Here is a 13144-nt window from a genome sequence, read left to right as displayed (position 1 = left end):
GCGCACGGCTATCTGATCACCCAGCCGAAGGCCCGCGCCTCCGATCGGGCCCCCTCGGCCGCCCGCGAGCGCGGCCGCTCGCCGAGCCGGGCGAGCAGGTCTTCGCCGGCGCGCACCAGGGTGCCGAAGACCTCCGGGGTCAGGTACGACGGCTGCGTCGCGAACAGCAGGTCTTCGGTCGCCGTGTTGCCGCTGGCTCCGGGGGCGAACGGGCAGCCGCCCAGCCCGCCCAGTGCACCGTCGACCACGGTGGCTCCACCGCGTTGTGCGGCAAGCGAATTCGCCACGCCCATTCCCCACGTGTCATGTCCGTGGAACACCAGACGCCGGTTGCCGGCGACCGGAGCCGCCGCCTCGAACAGGTCCTGAACCTGGGCCGGCGCGGCCTGTCCCAGGGTGTCGGCCAACACCACGTCGTCACTTCCTGCCGTCCGCGGATCGCCGATGATCTGCAGTACCCGGTCCGGGTCGACGGGGCCGTCGAACGGGCACGTGAACGCGGTGGCGAGGGTCAGCTGGATCCGGCCGCCGACGTCGGTGGCATGGTTCACCGCTTCGGGCATGGCGGCCACGCTCGCCTCGGCGGTCCGGCCGATGTTCGCCCGGTTGTGGGCGTCGGAGACCGACAGGCAGTACTGGAAGTTGCGGGCACCGGCGGCCGCCGCCTTGACGACGTGACGCGGAGTCGCCACCCAGATCCAGCAGCGCTCCAGCTCCTCCGGCGTGAGCGCGGCGATCACCTCCGGTGTGTCGGCCATCGGCGGCACCAGGTCCCCGCGCGCCATCGAGCCGATCTCCAGTTCGGGGACGCCTGCCTGCAGCAGCAGCCGGATCAGCGCCACTTTCTCCCCGGTGTCCAGCAGTTTGCCCGCCAGTTGCAGTCCGTCGCGGAGCGTGACGTCACGCAGGATCAGTTCGTTCACGGTTGTCCCTCCTCGCCGCCGGAGCCGTCCGGCAGCAGCCGCGCGCGGATCTCGTCGGTGTGCTCCCCCAGTTCCGGTCCCAGCGATCGGATCGGCAGCGATCGTCCACCCAGCACCGGCACGATGCCCGGGAAACCGACCCGGGTGGGGCCGTCGCCGCCGGCGTCGACGTCGAACTCCTGAATCATGTCCCGTGCCCGGTACTGCGGGTCGGCGACGATGTCGGCCGCGGTGTAGATCGGGCCGGCGGGCACCCCCGCGGCCTCCATCGCGGCCAGGACCTCCTCGCGGGTGCGGGCACCGGTCCACGCGCCGATCGCCGCATCGATCTCGTCGCGGTGCGTCCAGCGGCCGTCGTTGTCGGTCAGCCGCGGGTCGCCGGCCAAGTCGGGCCGGTCGATCACCTGCATGTAGCGCCCGAAGATCGCGTCGGCGTTGCCGGAGATCACCACCGAGAGACCGTCGGCGCACACGTAGGCGTTCGACGGTGCGATGCCCTGCATCCGGCCGCCGGTCCGCTCCCGGCGGACGCCGTAGGCATCCAGATCGGGGATCAGCGACTCCATCATCGAGAAGATAGCCTCGTGCAGCGCGACGTCGACGATCCGGTCGTCCAACGGCAGCGGGTCCGGCGAGGCGTCGCGGCGCCGCAAACCGTCGTAGAGGGCCATCACCGCGCCGAAAGCCCCGTACAGCCCGGCGATCGAGTCCCCGATGGAGACCCCGACGCGCACCGGCGGGCGGTCCGGGTCGCCGACCAGTTCGCGGAAGCCGCCGTAGGCCTCGGCGACGGCGGCGAAGCCCGGCCGTTCGGCGTACGGACCGGTCTGCCCGAACGCCGAGATCCGGACGACGATCAGATCGGGATTGTCGCGGCTGAGCTCGGCCGGCGAGAGCCCCCACTTCTCCAGCGTGCCCGGGCGGAAGTTCTCCACCACCACGTCGCACTGCGCCGCCAGCCGGCGGACGTCCTCGCGGCCGGATTCGGTGCGCAGGTCCAGCACCATCGACTTCTTGTTCCGGTTGAGTGTGCGGAACAGCATGGACGTCTCGCCGGCGTACAGCCGCCAGTTGCGCAGTTCATCGCCGCTCTCACGCTCGATCTTGATCACCTCGGCACCGAAGTCGGCGAGCAGCCGGCCGGCCGACGGAGCGGCGATGTAGCTCCCGAGCTCCAGCACGCGGACGCCGTCGAGGGGGAAGCGCTGGGCGGCGGCACCGGTCATCGGTCGCCGCCCCGGCCGTGCTCGGCGTCGGCGATTCCCAAGGGCTGCAAGATGATCCGGACGGAGGTACCGCTGTCGGTGCACGTGGCCACGGCGGTGCCGGCCCGGTCGAGGCCGTCGAGCCGGATCAGGATCGGCGCCGGGTCCGGATAGAAGTTGCGCCACCAGGTCTTCTTGTCCGCCATGGCGACGCCGATCACCACCTCGTCGTCACCGCGGCGCCGATAGCTCACGACCAGCCGGAACGTGGTGCCGCTCTTGCGTCCGGTGTAGGTGATCTCGGTCATCGAGCGGCCCAGCAACGACCGGGCCACCGGCAGCTTCAGCATCGGCGCCACCACGCGGTTGACCTGACGGGCGACGATCTGCAAGGTGTTCACGCTGCCAGCCTAGCCTCGGTGTTTCACGTGGGGCATGAGGTGAGGGTCCGGAAATGATGTGGGAAGTGCTCCGGAGCTGGGATGATGTGACTTGTCTAAGGTCCACATCGGTTCAGTTCGAGGAGCACTTCCCAGGTGAAGTCTAGCGGGTCATTTCGGCGGTTGAAGGTCAGTGCGGACGGGTCGGGCGTGGTTTCGCACGCCGGGTTGGGGATGCTGCGGGAGTTAGCCGGCCACACAGGCCTGGTCGCTGCCCTCGATGACGCTTTGGCAGATACCTACCGCGGGCCGTGGGTCCATTCCCCGGGCCAGGTACTGACCGATCTGGCCGTGGCGGTCGCTGATGGCGCGGGGGCGATCACCGGGATCGGTGTCCTGGGTGATCGCGAGGACGTATTCGGGGCGGTGGCTTCGATGCCGACGGCGTGGCGGGTGCTGGACCGAGTCGATGCCGAGCATCTTCCGGCGGTGCGCGCCGCGCGGGCCGCAGCCCGGCAAGCGGCGTGGGCCGCGGGCGCCGGCCCCGATTTGAGCCGTGAGTTGTGCATCGATCTGGATGCCACGATCACCGTCGCCCATAGCGAGAAAGAGAACGCGGCCGCGACGTGGAAACGCACCTTCGGGTTCCACCCGCTACTGGCATTTCTGGACCGGCCCGACATTGCTGGCGGGGAGGCACTGGGCGGGCTGCTCCGACCGGGCAATGCTGGCTCCAACACCGCTGCCGACCACATCCAGGTCCTGGACATGGCGCTGGCTTCACTACCTGCACACGCTCGTCCCACCCCTGGTGATCCCGGTGGCCCACGGGTGCTGGCCCGCTCGGATTCAGCCGGCGCCACCCGCGCGTTTGCTGCCGCGTGCCGCGAGCGTGGGGTCGGATTCTCCTTCGGATTCCCGGTCGATTTTCGTATCAAGAAGTTCGTCGACGGCATCCCTGAGCAGTGCTGGTACCCGGCCATCGACACCTCAAGCGGGATCCGGGACGGCGCCTGGGTGACCGAGGTGACCGCCAACATCGATCTGTCGGCGTGGCCGGACGGGTCGCGGTTGATCCTGCGCAAAGAGCGCCCGCACCCCGGGGCGCAGTTGACGTTCACCGACTCGGACGGGATGCGGATCACCGCGTTCCTCACCGACGCCCCACCCGGAGTGGTCGGCGGAAATATCGCCGGCCTGGAGCTACGTCACCGCCAGCACGCCCGCGTGGAGGACCGTATCCGGCAGGCCAAAGCCACCGGACTGCGCAACCTGCCTTGCCGCGGGTTCAGCGAGAACGCTGCCTGGCTCGAGGCCGTCATGATGGCCACCGACTTGATCGCCTGGACCAAACTCATCGCCTTCGGTGGCGACCCGGTGCTGGCTCGTTGAGATCGCCGCGTTCCGCTATCGCGTGCTGCACGTGGCTGCCCGCATCACCCGCAGCGCACGACAGATTCACCTGCGTATCGACAAAACCTGGCGCTGGGCGAGCGCCATCGCTGCAGGCTGGCACCGAATACGCACCGCGTTCGGCTAACTGCCGGACCTCTGCCCCGACGACCCCGAAGGACCCCTGGAACCCGCACACCCGGCGCGACAACCGGGCCCCAACCATGCCTCGACCACGAAATCAGCCCGAAACGGCTCGGCGACGGCGTTCAACGGCTCGACTCACCGGCCCGTGAAAGGCCGAGGCTAGGCGCCAGTAGGTTGTACTGCTTTCCTTGTTAGTTGTGCATGGCGATCTGCTGGCCTTTGGTCAGTGGGTAGTCGACGAGCTCTTCGGAGTCGAGGTCTACTTTGTGCATGTCGACGCCTGTGATCTGGCTGTTCTCGTAGGTGGTGTAGTAGTAGACGCCGGTGTCGGTGTTGCAGCAGGACGAGTAGATGGTGATTTCGTATGAGTCCTCGCCGCCTACTCGTACGCATCCGCGTTGTTGCGCTACCGAGCCAAGGATTTGGAAGAATTGGCTCAGAGATTCTGACTCGGATGTTCCGGAGATCGAGTTCATCTTGGTGAAAACGGCCTTGGCGAACCGTGAGGCTGAGGAAAGGTCGCCGGGTAGCCCGATGGCCCCCATCCCTCGGCTGTAGGTGTCGAACCGGAGCTGGTCGGAGAAGTTGTTTTCCGGTGGGTTGGTCGACAGGTGCATGTAGTTGTTCAGATTGAAGCTCTGGATGTCGAAGGTCGGGTTGTTGGTCAGGACGCCGTACGGGTTGTCGTAAACGCGCAACCCGGATCTCACGCTCTCCACAGCGAGGGACCTGTCGCTATCGGAGATGATCCAGTGCAACGGTGACTGCGGGAAGTCGTCGTTGAAGGGGATGTCGACCAGGTTGACCTTCGTCAGGGCGGTTTCCACCTGGGTGACCGTGTCGAACTGGGCCAGGACCCAGGGGATGAACTCGAAGGGCGCGATGTTGGTCTTGTCGGCAGCTTCGGGTTTGTAGTCGGCGTTGTCCGGGAAGTTGAGGCCCGCCATGCTGAGGCCCTTTTCGTTGGTTCCGTCGTAGTAGAGCGGGAAGCCGTCGGCGGTGGTGGCCATGCCGATGATGGCGTGATGAGTGGGCAGGGGTGGGACTCGGCGAAACTCGAATGGGAAGTTTCGGGGAGTGATGGTGACCTTCTCGTTGTAGGAGAATTCCAGGTCGAGGTTTCTTCCGAAGTAGTGGTTCTTGGTGGTGTAGCTGAGACCGGTGCACATAGTGCGCCTCCCTTGTCCGGTCGCTCCCCGAGGGAGGGGAGCTTTTTCATGTTTAGCAGATTCGGGGGCGCAGCACTAGCCTCAGCGTTTCATGCGCAGTGTGAGGTTTAGGCTCTGAAATGATGTAGGAAGCGCCCCTGAACTGGGATGATGTGACTTGTCTACGGTCAACGTCATACCAGTTCAAGGAGCACTCCCCGGGTGAAGTCTAGCGGGTCATTTCGACGGTTGAAGGTCAGTGCGGATGGCTCGGGCGTGGTCTCCCATGCTGGGCTGGGGATGCTGCGGGAGATTGCCGAGTACACAGGCTTGACCTGCGGGCTCGACGACGCTGTCGCCGACACCTACCGCGGGCCGTGGATCCATTCACCAGGGCAGGTGCTGACCGATATGGCCGTCGCGGTCGCCGATGGTGCGTCGGCAATCACCGGCATCCAGGTTCTGGGCGATCGCCAGGACGTGTTCGGTCCGGTGGCCTCGATGCCCACCGCGTGGCGAGTGCTGGACCGAGTCGATACCGGTCATCTGCCTGGGGTGCGTGCAGCTCGGGCCGAGGCCCGGCAGAAGGCGTGGGCCGCCGGCGCTGGCCCGGACCTTTCCCGCGAGCTGCGTATCGATCTGGATGCCACGATCACCCTCGCCCACAGCGAGAAGGAGAACGCGGCCGCTACCTGGAAGCGAACGTTCGGGTTCCACCCGCTGCTGGCGTTCCTGGACCGCCCCGACATCGCCGGCGGAGAGGCACTCGGCGGGTTGTTGCGGCCCGGCAACGCCGGATCCAACACCGCCGCCGATCACATCGAAGTTCTGGATATGGCCCTGGCCTCGCTACCGGTGCAGGCCCGGCCCACCCCTGGCGCTCCGGGCAGTCAGCCAGTGGTGGTGCGTTCGGATTCGGCGGGCGCCACCCGCGCCTTCGCTGCCGCCTGCCGCGAGCGCGGGGTGGGGTTCTCGTTCGGATTCCCGGTGGACTTTCGCATCAAGAACCTCGTCGACGGCATCCCCGAGCAGTGTTGGCACCCGGCCATCGAAGACGATGGCATCCGCGACGGTGCCTGGGTCACCGAAGTGACACCCAACATCGACCTGTCGGCCTGGCCGGAAGGATCGAGGTTGATCCTGCGCAAAGAACGGCCGCACCCTGGGGGCGCAGCTGAGGTTCACCGACTCAGATGGCATGCGCATCACCGCATTCCTCACCGACACCGAGCCCCGGGTGATCGCCGGAAACGTTGCTGGCTTGGAACTGCGCCACCGCCAGCATGCTCGGGTGGAGGACCGGATCCGGCAGGCCAAAGCCACCGGGCTACGCAACCTGCCCTGCCGCGCCTTCAATGAGAACGCCGCCTGGCTCGAAGTCGTCCTCATGGCCACCGACCTGATCGCCTGGACCAAACTCATCGCCTTCGCAGGCGACCCGGTGCTGGCCCGCTGCGAGATCGCCGCATTCCGCTACCGGGTGCTGCACGTGGCCGCCCGCATCACCCGAGGAGCTCGGCAAACACGCTGCGAATCGACAAGACATGGCGATGGGCTCAGGCCATCGCCGCTGGCTGGCACCGAATACGCACCGCTTTCGGCTAACCACCGAACCCTGCCCCGACAACCCCGAAGGACCCCCGGAACCCGCTCACCCGACGCGATGAGTCGGGCACCAAACACGCCCAACCGACGAAATCAGACCGAAACGGCCCGAAGACCGCCTTCAGCGTCGCTGCTCACCGCGACATGAAACAGTGAGGCTAGTGCGACTCGCCGGCCTCCACCGTGTACCTCGGGTCCCGGATCAGCGCATCGATCACGGCGATGAAGGTGTCGGCGGCGGCCACCGAACCGAACTCGGCGAGGTCGCTGGGTTCGCCGTCCGGGTCCAGGAGCCCGAGCACGTCGCCGTCGGTGCTCGGCAGCACCCAGAGCCGCCGCATGGAGTGCCCGGCGATCCGCACGGCCGCGTTCGGGTCGTCGAGGATCTCGTCGGGAGTCACCCACTCGACGCCCGGATGGTCGGTGCCCGCCCCCGATTCGACGCCCTCACCGCCGATCCGGGCGTGCTCGGGCATGGCGACGATGTGCCCGATGAGCCGGGCGGCCCGGCGGGCGGCCTCCTCGTCATAGGCGAAGGCGAGCGCCTCCCAGTCCCCGGTCTCGGTGTAGAGCAGCGCGTACCGGCCGTCCTTGGCCGCGACGGCGAGCTGGGCCGGCCTCTCCCCGGGCAGCGTGGTCGGCCACCGCCCGTAGATCTCGATCCGATTCACAGGCGTGACCCTAGCGTGCGCGGACCGGCGCCCCGGAGGCGGAGCCGGACAGGAGGAGGCGTTCAGGAGGAGGCGTTGATCCGCACCATGTTGCCGGCCGGATCCCGGAAGGCGCAGTCGCGCGGGCCCCACGGCTGCTGCACCGGCTCCTGCAGCACTTCGGCGCCGGAGCCGGAGACCTTCTCGAAGACGGCGTCGAGGTCGTCGACGCTGAAGATGTACGGCCCCATCGTTCCCTTGGCGACCAGGCGGTGCAGAGCCTCGCCGTCCTCCGGTGAGCGGCCCGCGCCCGGCTGCGAGAGCACGATGTTCGAGTCGGAGTCCGGGGGGCCGAGCGTGACCCAGCGGAAGTCGCCGTTGGGGACATCGAGCTTCACTTCGAGGCCGAGCGCGTCGCGGTAGAACCGCAAGGCCTCGTCGACGTCGTCGACGGTGATGGGAGTGGCGGTGAGAGTGATCGTGTTCGTCATGGATTCCACGCTAGAACCGCCGCGGGCGGATCGCTTCTCCAATCCTGCTCGGATCGCCGGAATGCGTTCACCGGGTCCCGGACTACCGGGGGCCGAACGGTGTCGGCCGCGCCAGGAGTCTCGTCATGCACGACGGCAGCGCCTCCATCGCCCCGTGCGGCCGCGACCGGTACGCCGACGGCGTCTCCCCGGCCAGCCGCGTGAAGGTGCTGCTGAACGACCCCAGGGAGGAGAAGCCCACGGCCATGCACGCATCGGTGACCGTGGATCCGGCCCGCAGGAGCGCCATCGCCCGCTCCACGCGCCGGGTCACCAGGTAGCCGTAGGGCGTTTCGCCGTAGGCGGTCTTGAACTCCCGGGAGAAGTGCGACGGCGACATCAGCGCCCGGGCGGCCATCGCGGGCACGTCGAGGGGCCGGGCGTAGTCCCGGTCCATCAGATCCCGCGCCCGGCGCAGGTGCGCGAGCGTCTGCGGGGTCTGCGCGCTCATCGGAGGTCGGACCGCTCGACGCGGCCGGCCACCACCGTGAGCGGCCACCGGACGCGACGGCGACCCGGCCCCCAGCTGTCGCGGATGTCGGCGGCGAAACGGTCGATCAGGTGTCCGTCGCCGGCGGCGGCCGCGCGCCGGGCGGCCGACCAGGTCTCCAGGTAGGCGGTGAACTCACCGAGCGTCCACTCCCGCTCGATCGCCGGCGCCGCGACCGGCAGGCGGTCGAACCCGAACTCCAGGTCGGCGTAGCCGGCGTCGATGTGGCGTCGCTCGGGCGGCCAGTACGGCCCCAGTTCGTCACGGTACAGCCGGTCGAATCGAGGCTGCAGGTCGGGCGGCAGATCGGCGGCGCCGTAGGTGATCAGTGCGAGGACGGCGCCGTCGGCGGCGATCCGGCGCACCTCGTCGTAGAAGGGCGGCAGGTCCAGCCAGTGGGCGGCCTGGGCGACGGTGATCAGGTCGGCGCAGGCGTCGGCGAGGCCTGTCTCCTCCGCTCTTGCTCGCCGGTATTCCACGCCGTCGCGGGCGACGGCATGGGCGAGCTGGTCGTCGCTCGGATCGAGTCCGATCACCTCGTCGAAGCACTCGGCGAGCAGGACGGTGAACTGCCCGGATCCACAGCCGACGTCCACGGCGAGACGTCGCGCCGGCGCGAGTTCCGCCAGTGCCCGGGCGAGCTCCGCCGGATAGGTCGGCCGGTGCGCGGCGTAGCCTGCTCCCCCGCTGGTGAACCAGTTCGTCACGGCGCCGCTCCGACTCCCCCGCAGGCGGCGAGGGCTGCGGCCAGGTCGCCGCGGGGATGCACGACGACCTCGCCGAGTCCGCGCCAGGACGCCATCGCCCGCAGATCGGCGTTCAGGGCTTCGGCGACGGTGCCGCCGTCGGTGCCGGGTTCGCTGTGCGCGGCGAGCACGTGCAGCACCCCGGCCCGGCGGTCGGCTTTCAGATCAACCCGGGCGACCAGGTGCTCGTCGAGCAGGTACGGCAGCACGTAGTAGCCGTGCACCCGCTTGTGCGCCGGAACGTAGATCTCCAGCCGGTAGTGGAAATCGAAGAGCCGCTGCGTGCGCGGCCGGTAGAAGACCAGCGGATCGAACGGGGACAGCAGCGCCGACCGGGCGACCCGGCGCGGAGTCCGCGCCTCGGCGTGCAGGAACGCCGGCTCGTCCCAGCCGTGCACCCTCACCCGGTGCAGGGTGCCCTCGTCGAGGAGGTCGTCGAGCACTGCGCGGACCTGCGTCGTCTTGAGGCGGTAGTAGTCGGCGAGGTCCGCCGTCGTGGCGATGCCGTGCGCGGCGGCCGCACGCGCCACCAGCTCCCGGACGGCGTCGGTCTCGGCCACGTCGGTGGCGGCCCAGTGATCGCCCACGACCCGCTCGGCGAGGTCGTAGTGCCGGACGAAGTGATCGTTGCGTACCGACGACAACGTGCCGGCCGCGAACAGCGCTTCGCACACGTGCTTCACCTCACCGCGATCCCACCAACTCCCCTTCCCGGCGGCGGGCCGATCGATGCCGAGGACGCCCTCGATCTCGCGGGGCGTGCTGGCGCCCTCCCCGGTGATCACCCCGAGCACGTCGCCGGTCAGAGATCTATTGCGCTGCAGCACTTCCCGGGTGTACCGCCAGCGCCCGTCAGCGTACTGGCGCATGCGCCAGCCGAACAGCGGCCAGTCCTCGACCGGGATCAGCGCGGCCTCGTGCGCCCAGTACTCCGCCAAAAGACGCGGCGTCCGGGCCGACGATCGCCAGGCGGCGCGATCGAGGATCTTCTCGTCGTATCCGCCGAGGCGGCTGAACGCCGGCATGTAGTGCGCCCGCGTCAGGATGTTCACCGAATCCATCTGCAGCAGCCGGGTGCGTGCGACGACCCGGCGCAAGTGGGTGCGCGTCGGCGGGCCCACCGGGACACGGTCGGCGAATCCCTGCGCCGCCAGCGCGATTCGCCGGGCGGCGGCCCCCGACAGGTCGGCGCTCACCGCCCGCGGTAGTCGATGCGGCGGTACTCCACGAAGCGGTACACGGTCCCGGTGCGCGAGCGCTGCCACTCCGAGGACTCCACCGCCTCCCAGGTGTCGGGGTCCACTTCCGGAGCGAAGGCGTCGGCGCTGTCGACCAGGGCGCTGATCTCGGTCACCAGCAGGGCGGTGGCGTGCGCCATGGCGGCCCGGTAGATCTCGCCGCCGCCGATCACCGACGCGACCCGGCCCACCAGGTCCAGCGCCGCGTCGAGGTCGTTCATCACCTCGGCACCGTCGGCGGCGTAGCCCTGCGCCCGAGTGAGGACCACGTTGCGGCGACCCGGCAGCGGGCGGAACCGTTCGGGTAACGACTCCCACGTCTTGCGGCCCATGATCACCGCACCCTGTCCGGTCACCTCACGGAAGTGCGCCATGTCCTCGGGCACGTTCCACGGGATGGCGCCGCGCCGGCCGATGGCGCCGACCCGATCCTGCGCCCAGACCAAGGCGATCGTCATGTTCGCTTCCTTTCCCCGCCCGGCACCGCGGTCAGACCGCGACCGGCGCCTTGATCGGCGGATGCGACTGGTAGTCGAGAACCTGCACGTCCTCGTAGGTGTAGTCGAAGATCGACGCCGCCGGACGCAGTTCGAGCTTCGGGTACGGGTACGGGTCGCGGGCGAGCTGCTCGCGCACCTGCGCGACGTGGTTGTCGTAGATGTGGCAGTCGCCGCCGGTCCAGATGAAATCGCCGACTTCGAGGCCGGCCTGCTGCGCCATCATGTGCGTGAGCAGCGCATAGGAGGCGATGTTGAAGGGTACGCCGAGGAACAGGTCGGCGCTGCGCTGATAGAGCTGGCAGCTGAGCTTCCCGTCGGCCACGTAGAACTGGAAGAAGGCATGGCACGGAGGCAGGGCCATCTGTGGAATCTCGCCGACGTTCCACGCCGAGACGATGTTGCGGCGCGAGTCCGGATCAGATTTCAGCAGGTCGAGGGCGGCCTGGATCTGGTCGATGTGCTCCCCCGACGGCGTCGGCCAGCTGCGCCACTGCACGCCGTAGACGGGCCCGAGGTCGCCGTCCGGGGCGGCCCACTCGTCCCAGATGGTCACGCCGTGCTCCTGCAGCCAACGCACATTGGAGTCGCCGCGCAGGAACCACAGCAGCTCGTAGACGATCGACTTGAGATGCACCTTCTTGGTGGTGATCAGCGGGAATCCCTCGGCGAGGTCGAACCTCAGCTGGGCCCCGAAGACACTTCGCGTCCCGGTCCCGGTCCGGTCGGCCTTGGGCGTGCCGGTCGCGGAGACCCGGCGCAGCAGATCCTCGTACGGGGTGGGGATGGTCGCGCTCACACGGGTGAGTCTACTGATTACGCGCACTCAATCACGGCAGGCCGCACCGGCCAGAGCGTCGAGGTCGACCGCCCCGGCCATCGCCCGGTATCCGGCGGCATTCGGGTGGACGCGGTCCGGGCCGGCGTACTTCGCGGCGAGCACGCTCGGATCACTGGGATCGCGCACCGCGCTGTCGAAGTCGATCACCGAGTCCGACAGCTTCTGATCGCGGATCCAGCGGTTGATCCGCTGCCGCTCGGCGTCGGCCTGCGGGGAGGCCAGACCGTGGCGCCACGAACCGTCCATAGGGGTCAGCGTCCCCAGGTGAACGCGCTTTCCGGCGCGATGCAGGCGATTGATCATGCCGGTGTAGCTCGCCACCAACCCGCGGTAGTCGGAGGCGGCCGGTGTGGCCAGGTCGTTGGCTCCTTCGAGCAGCAGCACATCGCTCACCCCGTCCAGTGCCAGCACGTCACGGTCCAGACGGCTGAGGCCGGAGGGACCGAACATCGGCAAGGTGCCCGACTCGGTGACGAGGTTGCCCGAGATCCCCGCGTTCACCACCGCCGTCGACCGGCCGACCGCGTCCAGGCGGCGCTGCAGGAAGTCCGGGTAGCGCACCCGGCGGTCCACCACCGACGGATCCTCCGGGACGGTGAAGTAGCTGTTCGCGACGTAACCGTCGGTGATCGAATCACCGAAGGCCACCACCGTGGCGGCTGGACGGGAGGGCCGCACGTCCAGCCCCGACACGATCGGCAGCGACGTGGTGGTGAGGGTGTACCGGCGACCGCTGCGGTCAGCGGCCGCGTCGCCGCTGCCCGGCGGCGTGTAGTAGCCCGTGGTGTTGGCGTTGAAATGCCCGGTCGGCGCGAGCCCGGCGCCGGCCACGTAGACGCTCACCGCCAGCGGCTCGCCTCCCCCGACCGGGATGCCGACGGGATCGGACAGCACGTCGGCGCCCGGTGCCAGGGTGACCGAGCGCTTGCCGCCGAAGGTGACCGGAGTGGCCGCCGAGGCCAGAGCGGCCCCGCGCCCCTTGGCGCCGACCGTCGCGGCGCCGACCCGCAGCGCGCTGGGCCGGTAGCGGTTGGTCAACCGCACCCGCACGTCGGTGCCGTCGACGGCCGGGAACACCGTCACCCGGTAGGTCTGATCACCACCGGAGACCAGCGGAGTGAGCCGCGGATCCACCAGGGACGGGTCGGTGGGACTCGCCGCGGCAGCGGTGATCCAGTCGGTGGTGCACGGCGCCGGCGCGGCGGTGGCCGGGCCCGTCCCGGTCACCGCCGGCGCCACCGGAACGAACATCGCCGTCGCGAGCACCGCGAGCGTTCGTTCCCTTGACCTTCGTCCCCACGACCCCGCACGCATGGACCGCAAAGTACTCGCAGACACCGGGCGGCGGGCGC

Annotated in this window: 12 protein-coding genes and 2 pseudogenes; 2 read left to right on the top strand and 12 right to left on the bottom strand. The window is 69.0% G+C overall.

The annotated features are described in order from the left end of the window. Positions 1-8: 8 nt before the first annotated feature. Genes ABD732_RS10000 through ABD732_RS09990 form a run of 3 tightly spaced genes read right to left on the bottom strand, consistent with a single transcriptional unit; the run spans position 9 to position 2529 of the window. Positions 9-914, bottom strand: a complete 906-nt coding sequence (locus tag ABD732_RS10000) for a beta/alpha barrel domain-containing protein (RefSeq protein ID WP_344783497.1) — start codon at positions 912-914, stop codon at positions 9-11. A gap of 5 nt (positions 915-919) precedes the next feature. Continuing rightward, positions 920-2149, bottom strand: a complete 1230-nt coding sequence (locus ABD732_RS09995) for a CaiB/BaiF CoA transferase family protein (RefSeq protein ID WP_344783181.1) — start codon at positions 2147-2149, stop codon at positions 920-922. Further along, positions 2146-2529, bottom strand: coding sequence for a hypothetical protein (locus tag ABD732_RS09990; protein ID WP_344783179.1), 384 nt, complete (start codon positions 2527-2529; stop codon positions 2146-2148). The genes ABD732_RS09995 and ABD732_RS09990 overlap by 4 nt, the downstream gene beginning before the upstream one ends. A gap of 135 nt (positions 2530-2664) precedes the next feature. Between ABD732_RS09990 and ABD732_RS09985 the strand changes: the two are divergent. Then, positions 2665-4048, top strand: a pseudogene (locus ABD732_RS09985) (IS1380 family transposase). A 190-nt stretch (positions 4049-4238) separates the two neighbouring features. On the opposite strand, the gene bsh reads toward ABD732_RS09985, so the two are convergent. Then, positions 4239-5216 carry a choloylglycine hydrolase gene (bsh, locus tag ABD732_RS09980; protein ID WP_344783177.1) on the bottom strand — a complete coding sequence of 326 codons (978 nt, stop codon included), beginning with the start codon at positions 5214-5216 and terminating at the stop codon, positions 4239-4241. Positions 5217-5417: 201 nt separating this feature from the next. Between bsh and ABD732_RS09975 the strand changes: the two are divergent. Then, a pseudogene (locus tag ABD732_RS09975) lies at positions 5418-6800 on the top strand (IS1380 family transposase). A gap of 158 nt (positions 6801-6958) precedes the next feature. Here the strand turns inward: ABD732_RS09975 and ABD732_RS09970 are convergent. The 8 genes from ABD732_RS09970 to ABD732_RS09935 all read right to left on the bottom strand — a co-directional run bounded on the left by ABD732_RS09970 (position 6959) and on the right by ABD732_RS09935 (position 13058). Next, positions 6959-7471: a hypothetical protein gene (locus ABD732_RS09970; protein WP_344783175.1), complete on the bottom strand. Its 513-nt coding sequence runs from the start codon at positions 7469-7471 to the stop codon at positions 6959-6961. Between the two features lie 62 nt (positions 7472-7533). Next, positions 7534-7941: a VOC family protein gene (locus ABD732_RS09965; RefSeq protein ID WP_344783173.1), complete on the bottom strand. Its 408-nt coding sequence runs from the start codon at positions 7939-7941 to the stop codon at positions 7534-7536. An 82-nt stretch (positions 7942-8023) separates the two neighbouring features. Continuing rightward, positions 8024-8431: a helix-turn-helix domain-containing protein gene (locus ABD732_RS09960; RefSeq protein ID WP_344783171.1), complete on the bottom strand. Its 408-nt coding sequence runs from the start codon at positions 8429-8431 to the stop codon at positions 8024-8026. Further along, positions 8428-9177 (bottom strand): class I SAM-dependent methyltransferase, encoded by a 750-nt coding sequence (locus tag ABD732_RS09955; protein WP_344783169.1) that lies wholly within the window; start codon positions 9175-9177, stop codon positions 8428-8430. Before ABD732_RS09955 ends, ABD732_RS09960 begins: the two co-directional genes overlap by 4 nt. Then, positions 9174-10412 carry a winged helix-turn-helix domain-containing protein gene (locus tag ABD732_RS09950; RefSeq protein ID WP_344783167.1) on the bottom strand — a complete coding sequence of 413 codons (1239 nt, stop codon included), beginning with the start codon at positions 10410-10412 and terminating at the stop codon, positions 9174-9176. The genes ABD732_RS09955 and ABD732_RS09950 overlap by 4 nt, the downstream gene beginning before the upstream one ends. Next, complete coding sequence (locus ABD732_RS09945; protein WP_344783165.1) at positions 10409-10912, bottom strand: dihydrofolate reductase; 504 nt, start codon at positions 10910-10912, stop codon at positions 10409-10411. The genes ABD732_RS09950 and ABD732_RS09945 overlap by 4 nt, the downstream gene beginning before the upstream one ends. A gap of 31 nt (positions 10913-10943) precedes the next feature. Further along, positions 10944-11750 carry a thymidylate synthase gene (locus ABD732_RS09940; RefSeq protein WP_344783163.1) on the bottom strand — a complete coding sequence of 269 codons (807 nt, stop codon included), beginning with the start codon at positions 11748-11750 and terminating at the stop codon, positions 10944-10946. A gap of 27 nt (positions 11751-11777) precedes the next feature. Beyond that, complete coding sequence (locus ABD732_RS09935; RefSeq protein ID WP_344783161.1) at positions 11778-13058, bottom strand: GDSL-type esterase/lipase family protein; 1281 nt, start codon at positions 13056-13058, stop codon at positions 11778-11780. Between the last annotated feature and the right edge of the window lie 86 nt (positions 13059-13144).

The organism is Gordonia caeni (assembly GCF_039537105.1).
Lineage (GTDB): Bacteria > Actinomycetota > Actinomycetes > Mycobacteriales > Mycobacteriaceae > Gordonia > Gordonia caeni.
Note: the sequence above shows the minus strand (reverse complement) of the source record. Positions and strands in the feature narration are given on the sequence as shown.